Source organism: Pseudolactococcus raffinolactis NBRC 100932 (assembly GCF_001591765.1).
Classification (GTDB): Bacteria; Bacillota; Bacilli; order Lactobacillales; family Streptococcaceae; genus Pseudolactococcus; species Pseudolactococcus raffinolactis.
In genome coordinates this window covers 49,873-67,244 of sequence record NZ_BCVN01000002.1, presented here as the reverse complement: position 1 = coordinate 67,244, position 17,372 = coordinate 49,873, and the positions used below count along the sequence as shown (strand labels likewise).

Genomic DNA, 17,372 nt, shown 5'->3' with positions numbered 1-17,372 from the left:
ACTCTATCATCCCACGATATTAAAAAATGTGACAACCTTATCAGACAGGCGCTATTACTTGATAAAGAGAGAAAAAAGGAAGACTTTTCAAAAAAATAAAAATAATGCTTGACTTTTTAGACAAACGGTTGCATAATAGAGATGTAAAATAAAAACGCTTTCATAAAAGCGATGGAGGATTAACTTATGAAAACTTGGAAAAAAGCTTTGCTCTCAACAGCAGTCCTTGGTACTGCAGCTGTAGCACTTGCTGCATGTGGCTCGTCTAAATCATCTGATGGTGGCTCAAAAGCTAAAACAGATGGTAAAACTGTCCGTCTTTATGTTGATACTGAACAAAAGAAAGCTTACGATGAAATCGTCGCTAACTTCGTAAAAGAAAACAAAGATGTCAAAGTTGAAGTTAAAGCAAACAACTCAGGTGCATCTAATGCTAAAACTGACATCGCAAAAGACCCTGCAAAATATGGGGATGTCTTCCAAGTACCTCATGATCAATTGGGCGATATGGCAGAAAAAGGCTATATCAATGAAATCGCACCTAAATATGTGGATGTTTCTAAAGCAGAAAACAGCGAACTTGCTTTCAACGCTGTTAACTACAAAGGTAAAACTTACGCACTTCCTTACGAAGAACAATCACAATTCATCTACTATGACAAAACAAAACTTACTGCTGATGATGTGAAATCTTGGGACACTTTAACATCTAAAGGCGTAATTGGTACAAACTTTGCCGTACCATACAACGTTTACCCTATCTTCTTCTCAGCTGGTACAACACTTTATGGAGAAAATGGTGAAACTCTTGGTGACATGTCCGTTGACTCAGATAAAGGTGTCAACGCAATGAAATGGTTTGCAGAACAAAAATCTAACAAAGGTGTTATGAACACAGATAATACACTTAACCAATTGAAATCTGGTAAAGTATCTGCTATCATCGACGGCCCTTGGTCATCTACTTCAGTTAAAGAAGTTCTTGGCGACAACATGGCAGTAGCGCCATACCCAACGATTACTATCGGTGGTGAAGAAAAACAAATGCAAGCTTTCCTTGGTATTAAATCAATCGCTGTTAACTCTAAAGCACCTGACCAAGCCGGCGCACAAAAACTCGCAGCCTACCTCACTTCTGAAGCAGCACAACTTGTTCTCTTTAAAGATCAAGGTCTCGTACCAACAAATACTAAAGCACAAGAAAATGCAGATGTTCAGGCTTCAGACTTGACTAAAACAGTTATCACAATGGCACAAACAGGTCACTCTACTTTGATGCCTAAATTAGCTCAAATGTCTATCTTCTGGGACAAAGCAACACCACTTATCAACGGTGCTTACACTGGTCAAATCAAAGAAGCTGACTACAAAGCACAATTGGCAACATTTGCTAAAGACATCAATAAATAATAAATTCGATCAGTGATAAAACAAACATAAAGAGTTAGGTGAAACTAACTTTTTATACTTTAACTTAGCCTAGTCGTCATGGTTAGTGCTAACCAATATCAGCCCGTCATGCGGGCTCGGTCTTATTCAATTTATTTCACTAACTGAAAATTAGGAAGAAACATTATGGCTAAAAAAAGAAAAATTAATGCAGAATCCATCATTTCGGAAGCTGAACGCAATCTGACTATCCGAGATGTCTGGAATGCCGGCAGTGCAGAAAAGCTAACCTTCTTCATCATGGGTCTAAATCAGCTCAAACACAAACAATTTGCTAAAGGTGCCATGTTCTTGGCCTTGGAAGTTGCCTTTCTCGGTTGGCTCATCTTTAGTGGTATCAGTGCCTTGTCGCTCATGACAACACTTGGACCGAATAAGGAGATGACAACTGGGCTTGATAAAGACGGAATTCCTGTCACGATTCAGCCCGACAACTCTGTTATCATCTTACTTTGGGGCGTGCTTGCGTTTCTGATTATCGCTGCTTTTATCGTCCTCTTCATTCAAAACTACAAGTCAAATAAGCACTTGGTTTATTTGAAACAGACAGGGCAGCACGTGCCAACTAACAAAGAAGAGTTGGCATCACTTCTGGATAGCAACTTGCACAAAACCTTGATGGCTGTGCCACTCTTGGGCGTCTTCCTCTTCACAATTTTACCAACGCTTTACATGATCACCATGGCTTTCACCAACTACAATAAAGAGCATGCCATTGCCTTTTCTTGGACTGGGTTTACGTCCTTTGGTCAAATTCTCTCTGGTAACTTGGCTGGGACTTTCTTCCCAGTTCTGATCTGGACACTCATCTGGGCTGTTCTTGCAACTGTCACAACCTTCCTTGGTGGTGTACTACTTGCCATGCTGATCGAATCAAAAGGGATCAAAGGTAAGGGCATGTGGCGTACAATCTTTGTCATCGTCTTTGCGGTGCCACAATTTGTCACTTTACTTTTGATGGCGCAATTCCTTAACACGCAAGGTGCCTTAAATAACCTGCTCATGGATTGGCACATCATCTCTGAACCAATTAAATTCATCACAACAGATTCAAATGCTTGGGTCTCACGTGCTACCGTTATTGTTGTCAACATGTGGATTGGGATTCCTGTATCCATGTTAACCTCAACAGCGATCATCCAAAACTTACCGCAAGATCAAATTGAAGCGGCCCGTATTGATGGTGCCAATAGCTTCAAAATCTTCAAATCAATCACTTTCCCACAAATTTTGTTTGTCATGACTCCAGCCTTGATCCAACAGTTTATCGGAAATATCAACAACTTCAACGTCATCTACCTCTTAACGGGTGGCTGGCCGATGAATGCCAACTATAATTCAGCTGGTGAGACGGACTTGCTAGTAACTTGGCTCTACAAACTGGTCTTTGGTCAGACGCAACAATACAATGTGGCTGCAGCGCTCGGTATCTTAATCTTTATCGTTAATGCCAGCATTTCACTTGTTGCTTATCGCCGTACTAATGCATTTAAGGAGGGGTAAATCATGAAATCTTATGCACATCAACGTCTCTTATCATTAGTCGGACGCTACGCTTTACTAATCTTCCTTGCAATCGTATGGCTATTCCCGATTGTCTGGATTGTCCTCGTGTCATTTACCAAAAACTCAACAGGTTTCGTAGACACGATTATTCCTGATAACTTTACAATCGACAACTATGTTTCACTTCTTAAAAATGAAAATGGTGTCTTCCCATTTGTCAACTGGTTGGTGAACACATTGATCGTTTCTGTTCTATCAACTGTGATTTCTACCCTCATCATCATCATGATGAGTTACGTGCTCTCACGTTTGAAATTTGCCTTCCGTAAACCTTTCTTACAAATCGCCTTGGTACTCGGTATGTTCCCTGGCTTCATGTCAATGATTGCCTTGTACTACATCTTGAAGTCTTTCAATATGCTGAGTATCGGTGGTTTGGTCATGGTCTATGCAGGTGGCGCAGGACTTGGTTTCTACATCGCTAAAGGCTTCTTTGATACGATTCCGCCGTCAATCGATGAAGCTGCTAAAATAGATGGTGCTAACAAATGGCAAGTCTTTACCAATATTACCTTGCCACTTTCAAAACCGATTATCGTCTATACAGCGCTGATGGCTTTCATTGCGCCTTGGACAGACTTTATCTTCTCAGGTATTATCTTAGGTAACAATGATTCAAAATCATTTACCATTGCCTATGGTCTTTATACCATGGTCTTTAACTCAAAAGGCTCTGCAACAACCTACTTTACTCAATTTATCGCAGGTTGTGTGATCATCGCGATTCCGATTACTTTACTCTTCATCTTCATGCAAAAATTCTATGTCAATGGGATTACTGCTGGGGCTGATAAAGGTTAAAATCGACAAAGCTTGTCATTTACTTGACAGGCTTTTTGCTTGCTTAGATATTTTACTGCTATAAAAAAAGCCTAGCGTTTAGCTAGACTTTTGGATTTGATTAATGGTCCATATTAGCCTAATAAGTTTTTCAACTTAGCTTGGTATTTATCAAAATCTATCAATAATCCTGAACCACCATACTGATCTAGAGCTTCAGCCCAGTCTCCATTTTCAGGTACTGTATAACTTTCAATACCTTTTGCTGCATCTAAAGCCAATCCTGGTGCATGCGTCAGCATAAAGAAGTCACTGACATTAGTCGAGGTTACGCCTTTGATCGTGCCAAGAGCTGAACTCCCTGTGAAAAGGGTCAACGGACTCTTCACACCTGACATAATCGCTTGCATGACTTGCTGCTGACGTTTCGTTCTACTAAAGTCGCCTTCATCATCTTTACGGAAACGTGCATAGTTCAGTAATGTTCGACCATCCATTCGCTGTGTTCCGACCTTAATCGTTTGAATCGGATCTTGATGTTCTGGTGTCCAATTCAAATCATCAGGCACATCAACGGACTTAACAACTTGCCCATCAATCGTTGAGAACTTAGCATCAATTTTAACCCCCATAGGATAAAGAGAGTCGATGACAGTCGCAAAACTATTAAAGTTCACTAAGGCATAATACTGGATATCAATATCAAAGTTTTTCTTCAAAACCTCGCGCATATACTCGGCCCCTTGATGATTATCTTGCTCACCAATGTTATAGGCCACATTGATTTTAGTATCAGCGCCATATTGGCTGACACCTGGCTGGTAGACCAAGGTATCCCGCATGAAGCTTACCAGCTTGACTTTATTATCTTTGGCATTGACTTGCATGACCATGATAGAATCACTCCGAGCATCACCAGTCGTCTGGAAGTCACGCTGGTCAGTCCCCAAGATTAGGATATTGGTTGCGCCAGATGGCGTTTTATGTCCGGAAAACTTCTCAGTTTGTAAGCCCTCTGGTGCCCGACTCTTACCTCGATGGTACCCATAGATGAAGAAACCAATCATCAAAACTAGAACTAGCAAAAGAAAGCGTCGTAATTTTTTCCAAAAGCCCACTTTCTTGCGTTTCTTCTTATTTTTGGGCTTTTTGAAAGGACGAGACTTATGATGTTTATTAAAACCATCTGAACTGTTTTGCAGGTCAAAATTTGATGCCTGATCATAGGCTTGCTGCGACTGATAAGCCTGATCTGCTTGATAGGTTTCTTGCACCTGCTGATGTGTGTGTTGTTGGTGCTGTTGTTGGTGCGTCAAATGTTGACCTGTCAGTCGATTATATTCTGCTAACTCGACATCGTTAAGATACTTGAGATTGGCACGTAAATATTCTATTCTTAATTTTATTCGTTGATCCATTCCCTTATTTTATCAAATTCCTGAGCAAATGTAAAAAAAACTGAAATCAATCAGAATTTTTTAACAAAACTTTCAATTTTAGAAACTACTGCTGCAATACTCATTCCAGTCGTGTCAATTAGAATCGCATCATCTGCTTGCTTGAGAGGGCTGACTTCACGTGTGGAATCTTTACGATCCCGCTCAGCAATTTCAAACTTCAATTGCTCGTAATCCGTTTCAATCCCTTTTGCCAAATTCTCCTTATAACGGCGTTCTGCACGTTCTTCGACGGAGGCGACCAAAAAGATTTTAAGTTCGGCATCTGGCAAGACAACTGTTCCTATGTCGCGACCGTCCATGACGATACCACCGTGACTTGCAATCTCACGCTGAGCATCAACAAGGTACTCTCGAATTTCAGGAATAGCTGAAATCTTAGACACAGCATTGGTTACATCATTTTGACGAATGGCATGCGTCACATCCACTTCACCGACATAAACCAATTGCCCTTCTGATGAGGTACCAAATGAAATCGGATTTTCCTTTAAGATGGCAATGATTTGCGCAAAATCGTCATCTAAATCGTTAGATAGCGCGACGTAAGTTGCTGCACGGTACATAGCACCCGTATCTAGATAGATGATATCAAAATCTTTAGCAATAATCTTAGCGACTGTTGATTTACCGCTGGAAGCTGGGCCGTCAATTGCAATTCTAATCTCGTTTAAATTCATTTTAACTTAATGACATCTCCTGGGTTAGCATACCAATTCTCAACAGTCATGCCGTTGGCTTTGGCAATGGTTTGGGCATCTACACCTGTTCTAGCAGCGATTGAATAAAGACCTTCGCCTGCTTCAACAGTCGTTGTAGCACCAGCTACAGCTGAACTAGATTCAGTTGTTTCTGACGCTGAAGGCTTCTCTTCTGACGATACACTTGATTGACTAGCTGAATTTGAAACGCTAGACTTACTGGTATAAAAACTTGACGAAATTTTGGTATTGTCAACTAATCGATTATTCCAGACGATAATAACAACAATACCGCCAATAATCATAAACAAAAGCACAACTAAAAAAGTTAAAAAATTGGTAGAGGCCTCATTTTTTTTCGATGAACGTTTAGGTGGCATGTCACCACGCGATTCTTGCATGGCACCATAAACTTCATTATTCCATGGTTCGTTTTTCTTAGTCATGATGTCCTTTCTCTGTTATACTAGTAGTATGATCATTCAAATACTTCCTGAGCAATGTATTGCTTGTGGCCTCTGCCACACTTATAATCCGATTTTTAACTATGATATTGATGGTTTAGTCCGCTTTGATACAGGGGATACCGAACTTGATATCGCACCTGATGCCAGTCTTGTTCAAGCTGCTAAAGAGTGTCCCACCAGAGCTATCGTCGTTAAAAAAAACTAATGTTAACGCACAGTTATCCTGTGCTTTTTTGATACATTTTAAATTTGACTAAGTTTATTTTTTTTATCTTTAGAGTAGCTATCAAAATAATGGTCAATATGACCAATTAATTCAACTTCTCCTTGGAAAAAAGGATTGGTCGTCAAGGTATCCACAAAATATTTTTTGGGCCATTTTCGCATATAAAAAATCTTACCCTCGACGTTGTGATTGGTATAAATAATAATAGCACGTTTACTGATCTTTATCTTAGAGATACTTGAAATCACTGTTTTACCAGCATAACCTGGCACTAAACCGCGTGACAACAATAAATCTTTATCATCAGAAATTTCAAAATAACGTTGGAAACCAATCCAGACTAAAACGACGAAAATAATAAAAAGAATAAACGACGATCTTGAAATCTTGGTATTTTCATACAATAAAGCTAAACTGATAAAAATAGGCGCAATGGATAAGCACCAATAAGTTATCGTGATAGACAACTCTGGTTGCCAATGATAACGTAATTTACCGAATATTTTAATCATACACCTAACACCCTTTCTACAATTTCACTTCATAAAACCTTGAAACTCGACCTACGCATACGCTCCGTCCATACGGGGCGTTCACGAAACCAGGTCCGCTCAAAGTCTTTCTTTATCAAAGTCCTTACACTAAGTTTATCATATTTTCTGAAATAAAACATAAAAAATAGCGTAAGAATATCCTGTTTTTTAAAAAAATCATCCTCAAGATGTAGGATGATTTATTTTTATAACTAAGTGAATTTTAAAATATTACTTATTTTTAATTTTTTCGATTCGTTTGTCTGGTACAACCCATAGGAGAAAAGAAAGAACATTAATAATCAATCCACCAATTGGTACAAAGAAAGCAATCACTAAGGCTAAGACATTTAACAGCAAAGTCCGGTAAGACTTACGATAGTCTCCCAAAATTTTTGTCACGCAAGCATTATGAGCATTGACCTTAACTAAATTTTTAATCATGCATAACCAAGTCAGATTTGCCAGTAAAAACAAAGCAGCATAAAGGATTTCTGGATCATGTGCCCAGATATTATCACCCAACCAGTTGGTCGTAAAAGGCAAAAGGGTGATTAAAAAGATAAAAGCATTATTCCACCATAGGGTTTGCCCACTCACTTTATCAATGATTTGGAAAATATGGTGATGATTACTCCAGTAAATCACTAAAAAGATAAAACTGATCACATAAGCTGGAAAAATATCTTTCAGGACAATCAAATCTGCAAAGGTAGACCCATGGACATGTGGGAATTCCAATACTAAAATCGTCATCACGATTGCTATGACGGCGTCTGTAAAGGCTTCTGTTCTACTTTTTTTCATATTCTATTTCTGCTCTCTCTCTATTAATTTTTTTAGTGCTTATTTTCCCCAGACGCATGCTTCGCTACTAAAAGATTCACCCGAATCTTTTACCAACGCTCGAACTGTAAAGGCTTCTGTTCTACTTTTTTTTCATATTCTATTTCTGCTATCTCTCTATTAATTTTTTTAGTGCTTATTTTCCCCAGACGCATGCTTCGCTACTAAAAGATTCTGTTCTACTTTTCTACATATTACTACTATTTTCTTAGCAATAACTGATTGTAACGCTCGACCTCAGTCAGAATCATGTCTGTCATTTCAGGCGTTTCATAAATGTTCGACTCAAACCAAATTTTTTTGATTTTCAAGGTATCTTGACGTGTTTTGGTTCGATCTGGTTCAAATCGCCCAATAAAATTATCCCCTAATAAAATAGGTAGAACATAATAGCCGTACTGCCGTAATTTTTCTGGCTTATAGACTTCCCAAACGTACTCAAAGTCAAAAATGGCTTGGACAAATTTTCTATCCCAAATGAAATTATCTAAAGGTGCTATAAATCTGACCTGATCCGCTTTAATTGGCTGATTTTTAACCACTAATAATCGCTGATAGTTATCTTGTGTCAGATACAGCGCTTCTTTCATATCCGTCACCTGAATTTTGACGACTTTGCCTTGCTCAAGGAAGCGCTCAATGATAGCCTTACGTTCTTTCATAGACTGCCCTAGCCACCCAGAACCAGATTTCAACCAATAAACACCCAGACCAGATAACCTTCGGTAAACGAACCAGTCTAAAAAGTCTGCCTCCGAGTCAAATGTCGGCAGATTTGCCAGCCCCTTGGCTTGCATATAGTGTTTATACAGTTTACGCCGCTCTTTTCTCTCAGCGATAACTGCAACACCTTGACACCATAGATGATATAAAACAGTATTACCTAAATTTGAACTTCCCCAACTACTATCTGCTAGCCTACCAAGGTTCAAATCCTGTGGTGAAACTGGCTCAGGACTATTCTGCAAAAGATTTGTCACCTCTTCCAGATAATCCAGTGCCTTATCTTGATCGCGATAACTTAGCGTTCTGAGATTAGCTGCTACCCTTTGATCCCGAGCAAAGGCAAACTGTCCCCACTCATCTCGTAAAAAAAGACAGGCTTCCTTATCAAAACCTTCTATCAGGAGCTCATCCTGATAAAGCAACTCAGTTAAGACCTGAGGAGAATAGTCTGAAAATCGACTTGCCAAAATAATATCGATGTTTGTCCCTATGATATTGATTGGGTCTTGTTGCAAACTCGCAACTTGCTTAATATAGGTTAAGACACCTGATTTTCCTTCACCGTAAGCATCTAGCCGATCTAGCCCAAAATGGTGGATCATATATCGCCGGATGTCTTGTTTTGAAAAAATGATATCAGTCATTCACACATCCCCCTATGTTTTTATACCTTAGCTTTAAGTTCTTTCAAAAAGCGTTGGCCGAGTTCTGATAACAGACCTTTTTTATGGCAAATATAGCCAATCTCAATCTTCTCATCCACTTGCAGCGGGACGCTGACAATATCATCGCCGTTCAAATCGCTGTTTAAAATCCCCGTGGAAATGGTGTAGCCGTCAAGCCCGATCAGTAAATTGAATAAGGTCGCACGGTCAGATACGACAATTGATTTGTCGTGTCTAGAAGTAGACAAAATCTCTTCAGAAAAGTAAAAGGAGTTGCGCTCACCCTGCTCATAACTCAGATAAGGAAAGGCTGCCATTTCTTCAATTGTGACCGACGTTTTACTGGCTAGTGGATGGTGTTTGGAGATAAACACATGCGGAACCGCCTGAAAGAGTGGTGTAAACTCAAGGTTGTTATCCAAGAAAAGCTTGGTCAGAACATCTCGATTAAAATCATTGAGATATAAGACACCAATTTCTGAACGAAAATCACGGACATCATCAATCACTTCATGCGTCCGAGTCTCACGCAAAATTAACTCATAATTACGCATATCATTTTCACGCAAAATGCTTGCAAAACTTTCAACAACGAATGCATAATGTTGCGCAGAAACTGCAAATAATTCTTTTTTCTCACGATTATATTTATAACGTTCTTCTAAAAGTTCAGTCTGCTCAACAATTTGTCTTGCGTAAGATAAAAACTCTACACCGTCTGACGTTAACGTGATGCCTCGCGTCGAACGGGTGAAAATTTTAATTCCCATCTCTTCTTCCAGTTCTCTCACTGCATTTGAAAGTGAGGGCTGAGTCACAAATAAATGCTTTGATGCCTCATTCATAGAGCCTGTTTCAACGATTTTGATGATGTATTTTAATTGCTGGATTCTCATAGTGATTTCCTATTCAGATTCTAATTTTATTTATACTTATAGTTTATAACATTTTTACCAATATACCTAGGGAAAACCGTTTATTTTTTATCAGATTATTTTCCCATCTTCTTAAATAGTCTGTAATAATACAATCTGATGACAAGGAAAACGTTTCCACATTTTGACTTGACAAACTGTTTCATATAGGGGCATAATAGAGTGTAATAATTTTTTTATTTACAATTTCTTATAAGGAGGAACTCAAATTTGAGTATCGGAATCGTAATTGCGAGCCACGGCGAATTCGCCGAAGGTATCCATCAATCAGGTTCAATGATTTTCGGTGAGCAAGAAAAAGTCCAAACAGTGACTTTCATGCCTAGCGAAGGTCCTGATGACTTGCGTGCTAAAATCGACGCAGCCATCGCGACATTTGACGCTGATGATGAGATTTTGGTGCTTGCGGATTTATGGAGTGGTTCTCCATTTAACCAAGCAAGTGCTGTTCTGGCTGAAAATCCAGATCGCAACATCGCTATTATCACAGGTTTGAATCTACCAATGTTGATTCAAGCCTACACTGAACGTATGATGGATGCTGAAGCCGGCTTAGAAAAAGTCGTTGCTAACATCCTCAAGGAAGCGAAAGACGGGATTAGAATTTTACCAGAAACGCTTCAACCTGAAGAAACGGCAACTGCTGCCCCAGCTGAAACAGCAACAGCATCTGCTATTCCTGAAGGTACTGTCATCGGTGATGGTAAGATTAAAATCAATCTTGTCCGCATCGATACACGTTTACTGCACGGTCAAGTCGCAACGGCTTGGACACCAGACTCTAAAGCAGATCGTATCATTGTTGTTTCTGACGCTGTTGCTAAAGACGACTTGCGTAAACAATTGATTGGTCAAGCTGCTCCAAATGGCGTGAAAGCCAATGTTATCCCAATCTCTAAAATGATTGAGATTGCCAAAGACCCACGTTTTGGTAACACACATGCTTTCTTACTATTTGAAAATCCACAAGATGTTTTGGCAGCCGTTGAAGGTGGCGTACCAATTGAGTCAATCAATGTTGGGTCAATGGCACATTCAACTGGTAAAACAATGGTTAACAAAGTGTTGTCAATGGACAAAAAAGACGTTGAAACCTTTGAAAAACTTCGTGATTTGGGAGTTAAATTTGATGTGCGTAAAGTACCAAATGACTCTAGAGCTGACTTGTTCGATTTGATCAAAAAAGCTAACGTTCAGTAAAACGAAAGGAACTAAACATGTCTATTATCTCTATTATTTTAGTTCTCATCATTGCTTTCTTCGCTGGTCTTGAAGGCATCCTCGATGAGTTCCAATTTCACCAACCAATTATTTCTTGTACATTGATCGGTCTTGTAACTGGTCACTTGACAGCTGGTATTATCCTTGGTGGTACAATTCAAATGATGGCACTTGGTTGGGCTAATATCGGAGCTGCAGTTGCACCCGATGCTGCCCTTGCCGGTGTTGCCGCTGCCATTATCATGGTTCAATCTGGTAACTTTGATACAAAAGGTATCACAGTCGCTTTCTCAACAGCTATCCCACTTTCAGTTGCTGGTCTTTTCTTGACAATGATCGTTCGGACGATTTCTGTCGGTTTGGTTCATGGTGCTGATGCTGAAGCTAAAAAAGGTAACTTTGCGGGTCTTGAACGTTTCCATTTCGTCGCACTTTTATTACAAGGTATTCGTATCGTTATCCCTGCTTTGGCCCTTATCTTGGTACCAACTCAAGCCGTACAAAATGCGCTTGAAGCAATGCCAGATTGGTTGACTGATGGTATGGCCATCGGTGGTGGTATGGTTGTTGCCGTAGGTTATGCCTTGGTTATCAACATGATGGCGTCACGTGAAGTTTGGCCTTTCTTTGCCATTGGTTTCGCCCTTGCCGCAGTTAGCAATTTGACACTTATCGCCCTTGGTGCGATCGGTGTTGCCCTTGCCCTCATCTATATCAATCTTTCTAAAATGGGTGGTAACGGTAACAACGCTGGTGGCGGTTCTGGTAGTACAGATCCTATCGGCGACATCTTGAATGACTATTAGAAAGGACGACAAGATTATTATGAGTGAAAAAATTAAACTTTCAAAAAATGACCGTTTAGCCGTTGCTTGGCGTTCTACTTTCCTTCAAGGTTCTTGGAACTACGAACGGATGCAAAACTTAGGTTGGGCTTTCTCTTTAATCCCAGCGATTAAAAAGCTCTACACAACTAAAGAAGACCGTGCTGCTGCTTTGACACGTCACATGGAATTCTTCAATACACACCCATACGTTGCTAGCCCAATTATCGGTGTAACACTTGCCCTCGAAGAAGAACGTGCCAATGGTGCACCCATTGATGACGTTGCTATCCAAGGGGTTAAAGTTGGTATGATGGGTCCTCTTGCCGGTATCGGTGACCCTGTCTTCTGGTTTACTGTTCGTCCTATCTTGGGTGCGATCGGTGCATCACTTGCCTTGAGCGGTAACATCCTTGGACCTATTTTGTTCTTCGTCCTTTGGAACGTCATTCGTTGGGCATTTATCTGGTACACACAAGAATTCGGTTATAAAGCTGGTTCTTCAATTACTTCTGACTTGTCTGGTGGATTGTTGCAAGACATCACTAAAGGTGCATCAATCTTAGGTATGTTTATCCTTGCCGTTCTCGTAGAACGTTGGGTATCTATCAAATTTGCACTTGATGTTTCTAAAGTCAAACTCTCTGAAGGTGCATACATCGAATGGGACAAACTCCCTGCAGGTGGCAAAGGTATCCAAGAAGCCTTCCAAAAAGTTGGTGAAGGACTTTCTCAAACACCTGATAAAGTGACAACTTTACAACAAAACTTGGATGGCTTGATTCCAGGTCTTGCTGGCTTGCTCTTGACTTTCCTATGTATGTGGTTACTTAAGAAAAAAGTTTCACCAATCGCGATCATCATCGGCCTATTTATCTTTGGTGTTGTGATGCACGTCCTTGGTGTAATGTAAGCCTAAGCACTTCTGCTTTTGAAAAGCTTGCCAGTTATGGCAGGTTTTTTTATTAAAAAATTGGTATACTATAACTATGATACAATCACTGAATACACAAACTTCCGCTCCTCTTCAAGCTATTGCCTATGTCGGCCTTGGTAGCGTCTATGGTAAACTCCTCATTGGTGATAAAGCATTTGAGTTTTTTAATGATGCCAATATTGCTGATGCCATTCAAATTCCTTGGGAAACGATTCACCATGTTGAAGGGGTCGTGACACGTCAGCATAAAGTCCGACGACAATTTGTCATTGTTTTAAAAAAACAAGGCAACAGCAAGCGACAAAACAATTTGCGTTTTTCTTCAAAAGACGCAGGTAAAGTCCTGAAACTGGTTCGTGAACATTTAGGCAATGATAAGGTGGTTAAGGCCCCAACACTGGTTAGCAAAGTCAAGAAATTATTGACTAAAAGAAAAAGTTGATTATTCTAGGCTATCTTGCTATAATGTGTTTAGCGGATAAGTAATGCTAATCATTGGTTTAGAAAGGTTGCGGTTGTTGCAAGCAACTCCTTGGTTAGTATGAAATTCTACCGCCCTTAAACAGATCATAATAAAAACGAGATGCTTTCAAAGCAAGACAGGTGGAACCGTGTTGAAAAACGCCCTGTTCATTTTGAAGGCATCTTTTTCATTACTCGGAGGACAGCTATGTTAGACATTAAACAAATTCGCAACCAATTTGATGAGGTAGAAGCCAAACTCAAAACACGTGGTGTGGCATCTGAAAAACTCTATGAATTACGTGATTTCGATGCTAAAAGACGTGAGTTAATTATCGAAACGGAAGACCTCAAAAAGCAACGTAATGAGGCGTCTGAAGCCATTGGCCTTGCCAAACGTAACAAGGAAGATGCTAGCACTGCAATCGCGCAAATGCAGGAAGTTTCAAGTCAGATCAAGGCACTCGACTCAGAGTTGACTTTCTTCGATGAAAAAGTGACAGGTATTCTCGAAACGCTACCTAATATCCCCGCTGACGATGTCCCTATCGGTGCTGACGAAGATGATAATGTCGAAGTCAAACGAGTGGGTGAAGTGCCAAACTTTGATTTTGAACCACAAGCGCATTGGGATTTGGGAGAAAAATTAGGCATTTTGGACTGGGAACGTGGCGCTAAAGTCACTGGATCACGCTTCTTATTCTATAAAGGTTTGGGCGCACGTCTTGAGCGCGCACTCTACAACTTCATGCTAGATGAGCATGCCAAAGAAGGCTACACTGAAATGATCACACCTTACATGGTTAACCACGACTCAATGTACGGTACAGGTCAATATCCGAAATTCAAAGAAGATACTTTTGAATTAGCAGATAGCGATTTTGTTTTAATTCCAACTGCTGAAGTCCCTTTAACTAACTACTATCGCAATGAAATTATTGACGGTAGCGAACTACCAATCTATTTCACTGCTATGAGCCCATCATTTCGTTCTGAAGCGGGGTCAGCTGGCCGTGATACACGTGGTCTCATTCGCTTGCACCAATTCCACAAAGTAGAGATGGTTAAGTTTTCTAAGCCAGAAACGTCTTATCAAGAACTTGATAAAATGGTCGCTAATGCTGGTAATATTCTTGAAAAATTAGGCTTAGCCTATCGTGTTGTCGCTTTATCAACTGGTGATATGGGCTTCTCTGCTGCTAAAACTTATGACTTAGAAGTCTGGATTCCATCACAACACACTTACCGTGAAATTTCTTCTTGTTCTAATACGGGAGATTTCCAAGCACGTCGTGCCCAAATCCGTTACCGTGATGAAGCAGGTAAAACACAGCTCCTTCACACCCTCAATGGTTCTGGTTTAGCGGTTGGTCGTACTGTCGCTGCTGTACTTGAAAACTACCAAAATGCTGACGGGTCTATTACCATTCCTGAAGTCCTTCGCCCTTATCTTGGCGGCGTTGATGTGATCAAATGATGACGGCAAGTTTTGGTGAGAAGGGCTTGACCCTTGTCTTTCCAGATGAATTAGGACAGCTTGAGGTGCAGGATTTGGCAGCCTTAGTAGCTGACAATTCTCAAGCAGTCTGCTACTTCAAGGGACCAAACCTTGTCATGCAAAAAGCGAAAGCTGATCGTGCCCTCGTTTTCAGCCTACCAGTAGATATTGATCCCACTTATTTTAAAAAATATCTGACGGATCAAAAAGTTCCGAGTCATCAAACGAAAGTCTTGACGGCTTATCTGGACAAGCTCACACCCTATCTAGATCTCCTTGGCTATCAATTCAAACCAATGCAAGAAACACCTGCTGCGCCCGCTAAAAGCTCAGGAAAGGCTCAGTATCGCTTTACCAAGGCAATTGCTGAGATACCTTTTTATGTTGATTATGACGGTGCGAAAGCTGAAGTTCAGTGGTTAAAACGTAACGACATGGTCATCAAAAAAGGTGCTGTCCTGAAGCAAGATATGCCCTTGAATCAAGATGGGTCTGTTGGTTTTTCTCAAAAATTTGCTCTGACCTTGCGTCAAGAACATGCGGATGCCATCGGGTCTGATTTTGTGACGACAGCTGATATTCATTTAAAATCAGTCAATGAAGTTGGTCACTTGCTTTATTTTGCGGGGACAAATTCTTGGTTGATCCTCAAAGATCAAGCGGGTCAAACACTTTCAAGTCATGCGATTGTTAAATAAATCAAAAAACTGTCGATTTTTCGGCAGTTTTTTCTTGTTTTAATCAGGCAATCTTTTAGTCATCCAGTAATCATTCAGCATAAAGTCACCTAAGGGCGTATCAACTGTCTTGACAATCTCAAAGTCATAGTGCTGATAGACGGCAACAGCACGCACATTGTAACGATTTACATGCAAGTACAACTGATGCTTGCCAAATTGTTTGGCGGTGTTCTCAAGACGCTTAAAGACTTGACGCGATAGTCCCTGACCCCGACAGCTTGATAAGAGGTATACTTTACTGATAAAAAGCTGACTGTCTTGAAGCTCATAAGCGAGATAGCCGACAGGCTGGTCATCTAATAAGATCAAGTCATACTGGACGCCTTGACTGATTTCCCTTTTGATTTGCTCGACTGACTGGTATGTCGCTAGCATATAGGCGACTTGCGCTTCCCCGATCACTGGTGTAAAGACTTCCGGCCAAATGATTTGGATCAAATCTGATAAGTGTGCTAGTGTTTCTGTCGTCTCTACTTTTTGGTAGCTTAACATCCTGCTTATTTTCCTCCCCCATTTTTCACATTAAAATGACCTTAAAATAAAAAAATCATCTTTCTCGGATGATTATTTATGCTTAATCTCTGCTGCCACCAACTCCGAAGATTCTCAAGATTGAGATGAAAAGGTTGATGAAGTCAAGATAGAGGCTCAAGGCCATGCTCACTGCCCAGCCGTCGGTTACATTGCCGTTGGCTTGGTTATAAAGTGCTTCGATTCTTTGGTTATCCCAAGCGATCAAACCTGAGAAGACGATAACTGAAAGAATTGAAATCATGAAGTCCATGCCTGAAGAACCGACAAATAGGTTAACGAGGCTTGCGATGATAATCCCAATCAAGGCTGCAAACATGGCTTTACCCATGCCTGATAAGTCACGTTTGGTCGTTTTACCAAAGACTGAAAGGGCGAAGAACATACCAGCCGTAATGGCAAAAGCAATGGCAATGCTACTGAGATTAAAATAGGCTAGGGTAAAGGTCAAGGTAAAGCCATTGAGGGCTGAAAATCCGATAAAGGCTGGTAAGGCCATTGGTGAATTTTTAGCAGCCATTGGTGTTACGGCAACGACCAATACCATTTCCAAAATCCATAAAACGAATAACAGCCATGTATGACCCGTTAAGATTGCTGAGATATTATCAGCAAACATTGTCAATGTGATGAAGGCTACCACAGCACTGACGGCAATCCCCATGCCAACTAAAGCATAGATACGCGCGAAGAAATCAGCGAGTGAAAATTTACCTGTATTTTGATTTATTTCGAAAATTTGATTATCCATAATATCCTCCTTTTTGAAAACTCTTCTCTGTTTATTTGGGAACTTTTTTTGTGCTAA

Annotated in this window: 19 protein-coding genes; 10 read left to right on the top strand and 9 right to left on the bottom strand. The window is 40.3% G+C overall.

The features are described 5' to 3' along the window. The first annotated feature begins 186 nt into the window (after window positions 1-186). From LRA01S_RS01385 to LRA01S_RS01375, 3 genes are all read left to right on the top strand, one after another. Window positions 187-1,410: an extracellular solute-binding protein gene (locus tag LRA01S_RS01385; RefSeq protein WP_061773863.1), complete on the top strand. Its 1,224-nt coding sequence runs from the start codon at window positions 187-189 to the stop codon at window positions 1,408-1,410. 165 nt (window positions 1,411-1,575) lie between these two features. Beyond that, on the top strand, window positions 1,576-2,952 hold the full coding sequence (locus LRA01S_RS01380; RefSeq protein ID WP_061773862.1) for a carbohydrate ABC transporter permease: 1,377 nt from the start codon (window positions 1,576-1,578) through the stop codon (window positions 2,950-2,952). 3 nt (window positions 2,953-2,955) lie between these two features. Beyond that, window positions 2,956-3,816, top strand: coding sequence for a sugar ABC transporter permease (locus tag LRA01S_RS01375; RefSeq protein WP_061773861.1), 861 nt, complete (start codon window positions 2,956-2,958; stop codon window positions 3,814-3,816). Between the two features lie 113 nt (window positions 3,817-3,929). Here the strand turns inward: LRA01S_RS01375 and LRA01S_RS01370 are convergent, their stop codons facing one another. From LRA01S_RS01370 to LRA01S_RS01360, 3 genes are read right to left on the bottom strand one after another with little or no spacing between them, the layout of a single operon-like run. Then, complete coding sequence (locus tag LRA01S_RS01370; RefSeq protein WP_061773860.1) at window positions 3,930-5,213, bottom strand: LCP family protein; 1,284 nt, start codon at window positions 5,211-5,213, stop codon at window positions 3,930-3,932. Window positions 5,214-5,263: 50 nt separating this feature from the next. Continuing rightward, window positions 5,264-5,932, bottom strand: a complete 669-nt coding sequence (cmk, locus tag LRA01S_RS01365; protein WP_061773859.1) for a (d)CMP kinase — start codon at window positions 5,930-5,932, stop codon at window positions 5,264-5,266. After that, window positions 5,929-6,399, bottom strand: a complete 471-nt coding sequence (locus LRA01S_RS01360) for an SAG1386/EF1546 family surface-associated protein (RefSeq protein ID WP_061773858.1) — start codon at window positions 6,397-6,399, stop codon at window positions 5,929-5,931. Before LRA01S_RS01360 ends, cmk begins: the two co-directional genes overlap by 4 nt. 28 nt (window positions 6,400-6,427) lie before the next feature. On the opposite strand from LRA01S_RS01360, the gene LRA01S_RS01355 reads away from it, so the two are divergent. Beyond that, complete coding sequence (locus LRA01S_RS01355; RefSeq protein WP_082785343.1) at window positions 6,428-6,625, top strand: ferredoxin; 198 nt, start codon at window positions 6,428-6,430, stop codon at window positions 6,623-6,625. 38 nt (window positions 6,626-6,663) lie between these two features. On the opposite strand, the gene LRA01S_RS01350 is transcribed toward LRA01S_RS01355, so the two are convergent. The 4 genes from LRA01S_RS01350 to LRA01S_RS01335 all read right to left on the bottom strand — a co-directional run bounded on the left by LRA01S_RS01350 (window position 6,664) and on the right by LRA01S_RS01335 (window position 10,312). Next, window positions 6,664-7,158, bottom strand: a complete 495-nt coding sequence (locus tag LRA01S_RS01350) for an EbsA family protein (RefSeq protein WP_061773856.1) — start codon at window positions 7,156-7,158, stop codon at window positions 6,664-6,666. Window positions 7,159-7,410: 252 nt separating this feature from the next. Further along, entirely contained in the window at window positions 7,411-7,986 is a 576-nt protein-coding gene (locus LRA01S_RS01345; protein ID WP_061773855.1) for a TMEM175 family protein, read from the bottom strand. Window positions 7,987-8,225: 239 nt separating this feature from the next. Beyond that, entirely contained in the window at window positions 8,226-9,395 is a 1,170-nt protein-coding gene (locus tag LRA01S_RS01340; protein WP_061773854.1) for a DNA glycosylase AlkZ-like family protein, read from the bottom strand. Window positions 9,396-9,415: 20 nt separating this feature from the next. Continuing rightward, window positions 9,416-10,312 (bottom strand): LysR family transcriptional regulator, encoded by an 897-nt coding sequence (locus tag LRA01S_RS01335; protein ID WP_061773853.1) that lies wholly within the window; start codon window positions 10,310-10,312, stop codon window positions 9,416-9,418. Between the two features lie 249 nt (window positions 10,313-10,561). Between LRA01S_RS01335 and LRA01S_RS01330 the strand changes: the two genes are divergently transcribed. From LRA01S_RS01330 to LRA01S_RS01305, 6 genes are all read left to right on the top strand, one after another. Next, entirely contained in the window at window positions 10,562-11,551 is a 990-nt protein-coding gene (locus LRA01S_RS01330; RefSeq protein WP_061773852.1) for a PTS sugar transporter subunit IIB, read from the top strand. A gap of 17 nt (window positions 11,552-11,568) precedes the next feature. Continuing rightward, window positions 11,569-12,378: a PTS mannose/fructose/sorbose transporter subunit IIC gene (locus tag LRA01S_RS01325; protein ID WP_061773851.1), complete on the top strand. Its 810-nt coding sequence runs from the start codon at window positions 11,569-11,571 to the stop codon at window positions 12,376-12,378. Between the two features lie 19 nt (window positions 12,379-12,397). Next, window positions 12,398-13,309: a PTS system mannose/fructose/sorbose family transporter subunit IID gene (locus tag LRA01S_RS01320; protein WP_061773850.1), complete on the top strand. Its 912-nt coding sequence runs from the start codon at window positions 12,398-12,400 to the stop codon at window positions 13,307-13,309. A 76-nt stretch (window positions 13,310-13,385) separates the two neighbouring features. Further along, window positions 13,386-13,775: a DUF956 family protein gene (locus LRA01S_RS01315; RefSeq protein ID WP_061773849.1), complete on the top strand. Its 390-nt coding sequence runs from the start codon at window positions 13,386-13,388 to the stop codon at window positions 13,773-13,775. A gap of 228 nt (window positions 13,776-14,003) precedes the next feature. Then, window positions 14,004-15,272 carry a serine--tRNA ligase gene (gene serS, locus LRA01S_RS01310; protein WP_061773848.1) on the top strand — a complete coding sequence of 423 codons (1,269 nt, stop codon included), beginning with the start codon at window positions 14,004-14,006 and terminating at the stop codon, window positions 15,270-15,272. Next, window positions 15,269-15,991, top strand: coding sequence for a hypothetical protein (locus LRA01S_RS01305; RefSeq protein WP_061773847.1), 723 nt, complete (start codon window positions 15,269-15,271; stop codon window positions 15,989-15,991). Before serS ends, LRA01S_RS01305 begins: the two co-directional genes overlap by 4 nt. Before the next feature lie 39 nt (window positions 15,992-16,030). Here the strand turns inward: LRA01S_RS01305 and LRA01S_RS01300 are convergent, their stop codons facing one another. Beyond that, on the bottom strand, window positions 16,031-16,525 hold the full coding sequence (locus LRA01S_RS01300) for a GNAT family N-acetyltransferase (protein WP_061773846.1): 495 nt from the start codon (window positions 16,523-16,525) through the stop codon (window positions 16,031-16,033). A gap of 82 nt (window positions 16,526-16,607) precedes the next feature. Next, window positions 16,608-17,315, bottom strand: coding sequence for a Bax inhibitor-1/YccA family protein (locus LRA01S_RS01295; protein WP_061773845.1), 708 nt, complete (start codon window positions 17,313-17,315; stop codon window positions 16,608-16,610). Between the last annotated feature and the right edge of the window lie 57 nt (window positions 17,316-17,372).

What these genes read in the sequence shown, in the direction of transcription:
- LRA01S_RS01385 (WP_061773863.1), top strand. Translation starts at nt 187, where the DNA reads ATGAAAACTTGGAAAAAAGCTTTGCTCTCAACAGCAGTCCTTGGTACT.
- LRA01S_RS01380 (WP_061773862.1), top strand. Translation starts at nt 1,576, where the DNA reads ATGGCTAAAAAAAGAAAAATTAATGCAGAATCCATCATTTCGGAAGCT.
- LRA01S_RS01375 (WP_061773861.1), top strand. Translation starts at nt 2,956, where the DNA reads ATGAAATCTTATGCACATCAACGTCTCTTATCATTAGTCGGACGCTAC.
- LRA01S_RS01370 (WP_061773860.1), bottom strand. Translation starts at nt 5,213, where the DNA reads ATGGATCAACGAATAAAATTAAGAATAGAATATTTACGTGCCAATCTC.
- cmk (WP_061773859.1), bottom strand. Translation starts at nt 5,932, where the DNA reads ATGAATTTAAACGAGATTAGAATTGCAATTGACGGCCCAGCTTCCAGC.
- LRA01S_RS01360 (WP_061773858.1), bottom strand. Translation starts at nt 6,399, where the DNA reads ATGACTAAGAAAAACGAACCATGGAATAATGAAGTTTATGGTGCCATG.
- LRA01S_RS01355 (WP_082785343.1), top strand. Translation starts at nt 6,428, where the DNA reads ATGATCATTCAAATACTTCCTGAGCAATGTATTGCTTGTGGCCTCTGC.
- LRA01S_RS01350 (WP_061773856.1), bottom strand. Translation starts at nt 7,158, where the DNA reads ATGATTAAAATATTCGGTAAATTACGTTATCATTGGCAACCAGAGTTG.
- LRA01S_RS01345 (WP_061773855.1), bottom strand. Translation starts at nt 7,986, where the DNA reads ATGAAAAAAAGTAGAACAGAAGCCTTTACAGACGCCGTCATAGCAATC.
- LRA01S_RS01340 (WP_061773854.1), bottom strand. Translation starts at nt 9,395, where the DNA reads ATGACTGATATCATTTTTTCAAAACAAGACATCCGGCGATATATGATC.
- LRA01S_RS01335 (WP_061773853.1), bottom strand. Translation starts at nt 10,312, where the DNA reads ATGAGAATCCAGCAATTAAAATACATCATCAAAATCGTTGAAACAGGC.
- LRA01S_RS01325 (WP_061773851.1), top strand. Translation starts at nt 11,569, where the DNA reads ATGTCTATTATCTCTATTATTTTAGTTCTCATCATTGCTTTCTTCGCT.
- LRA01S_RS01320 (WP_061773850.1), top strand. Translation starts at nt 12,398, where the DNA reads ATGAGTGAAAAAATTAAACTTTCAAAAAATGACCGTTTAGCCGTTGCT.
- LRA01S_RS01315 (WP_061773849.1), top strand. Translation starts at nt 13,386, where the DNA reads ATGATACAATCACTGAATACACAAACTTCCGCTCCTCTTCAAGCTATT.
- serS (WP_061773848.1), top strand. Translation starts at nt 14,004, where the DNA reads ATGTTAGACATTAAACAAATTCGCAACCAATTTGATGAGGTAGAAGCC.
- LRA01S_RS01305 (WP_061773847.1), top strand. Translation starts at nt 15,269, where the DNA reads ATGATGACGGCAAGTTTTGGTGAGAAGGGCTTGACCCTTGTCTTTCCA.
- LRA01S_RS01300 (WP_061773846.1), bottom strand. Translation starts at nt 16,525, where the DNA reads ATGTTAAGCTACCAAAAAGTAGAGACGACAGAAACACTAGCACACTTA.
- LRA01S_RS01295 (WP_061773845.1), bottom strand. Translation starts at nt 17,315, where the DNA reads ATGGATAATCAAATTTTCGAAATAAATCAAAATACAGGTAAATTTTCA.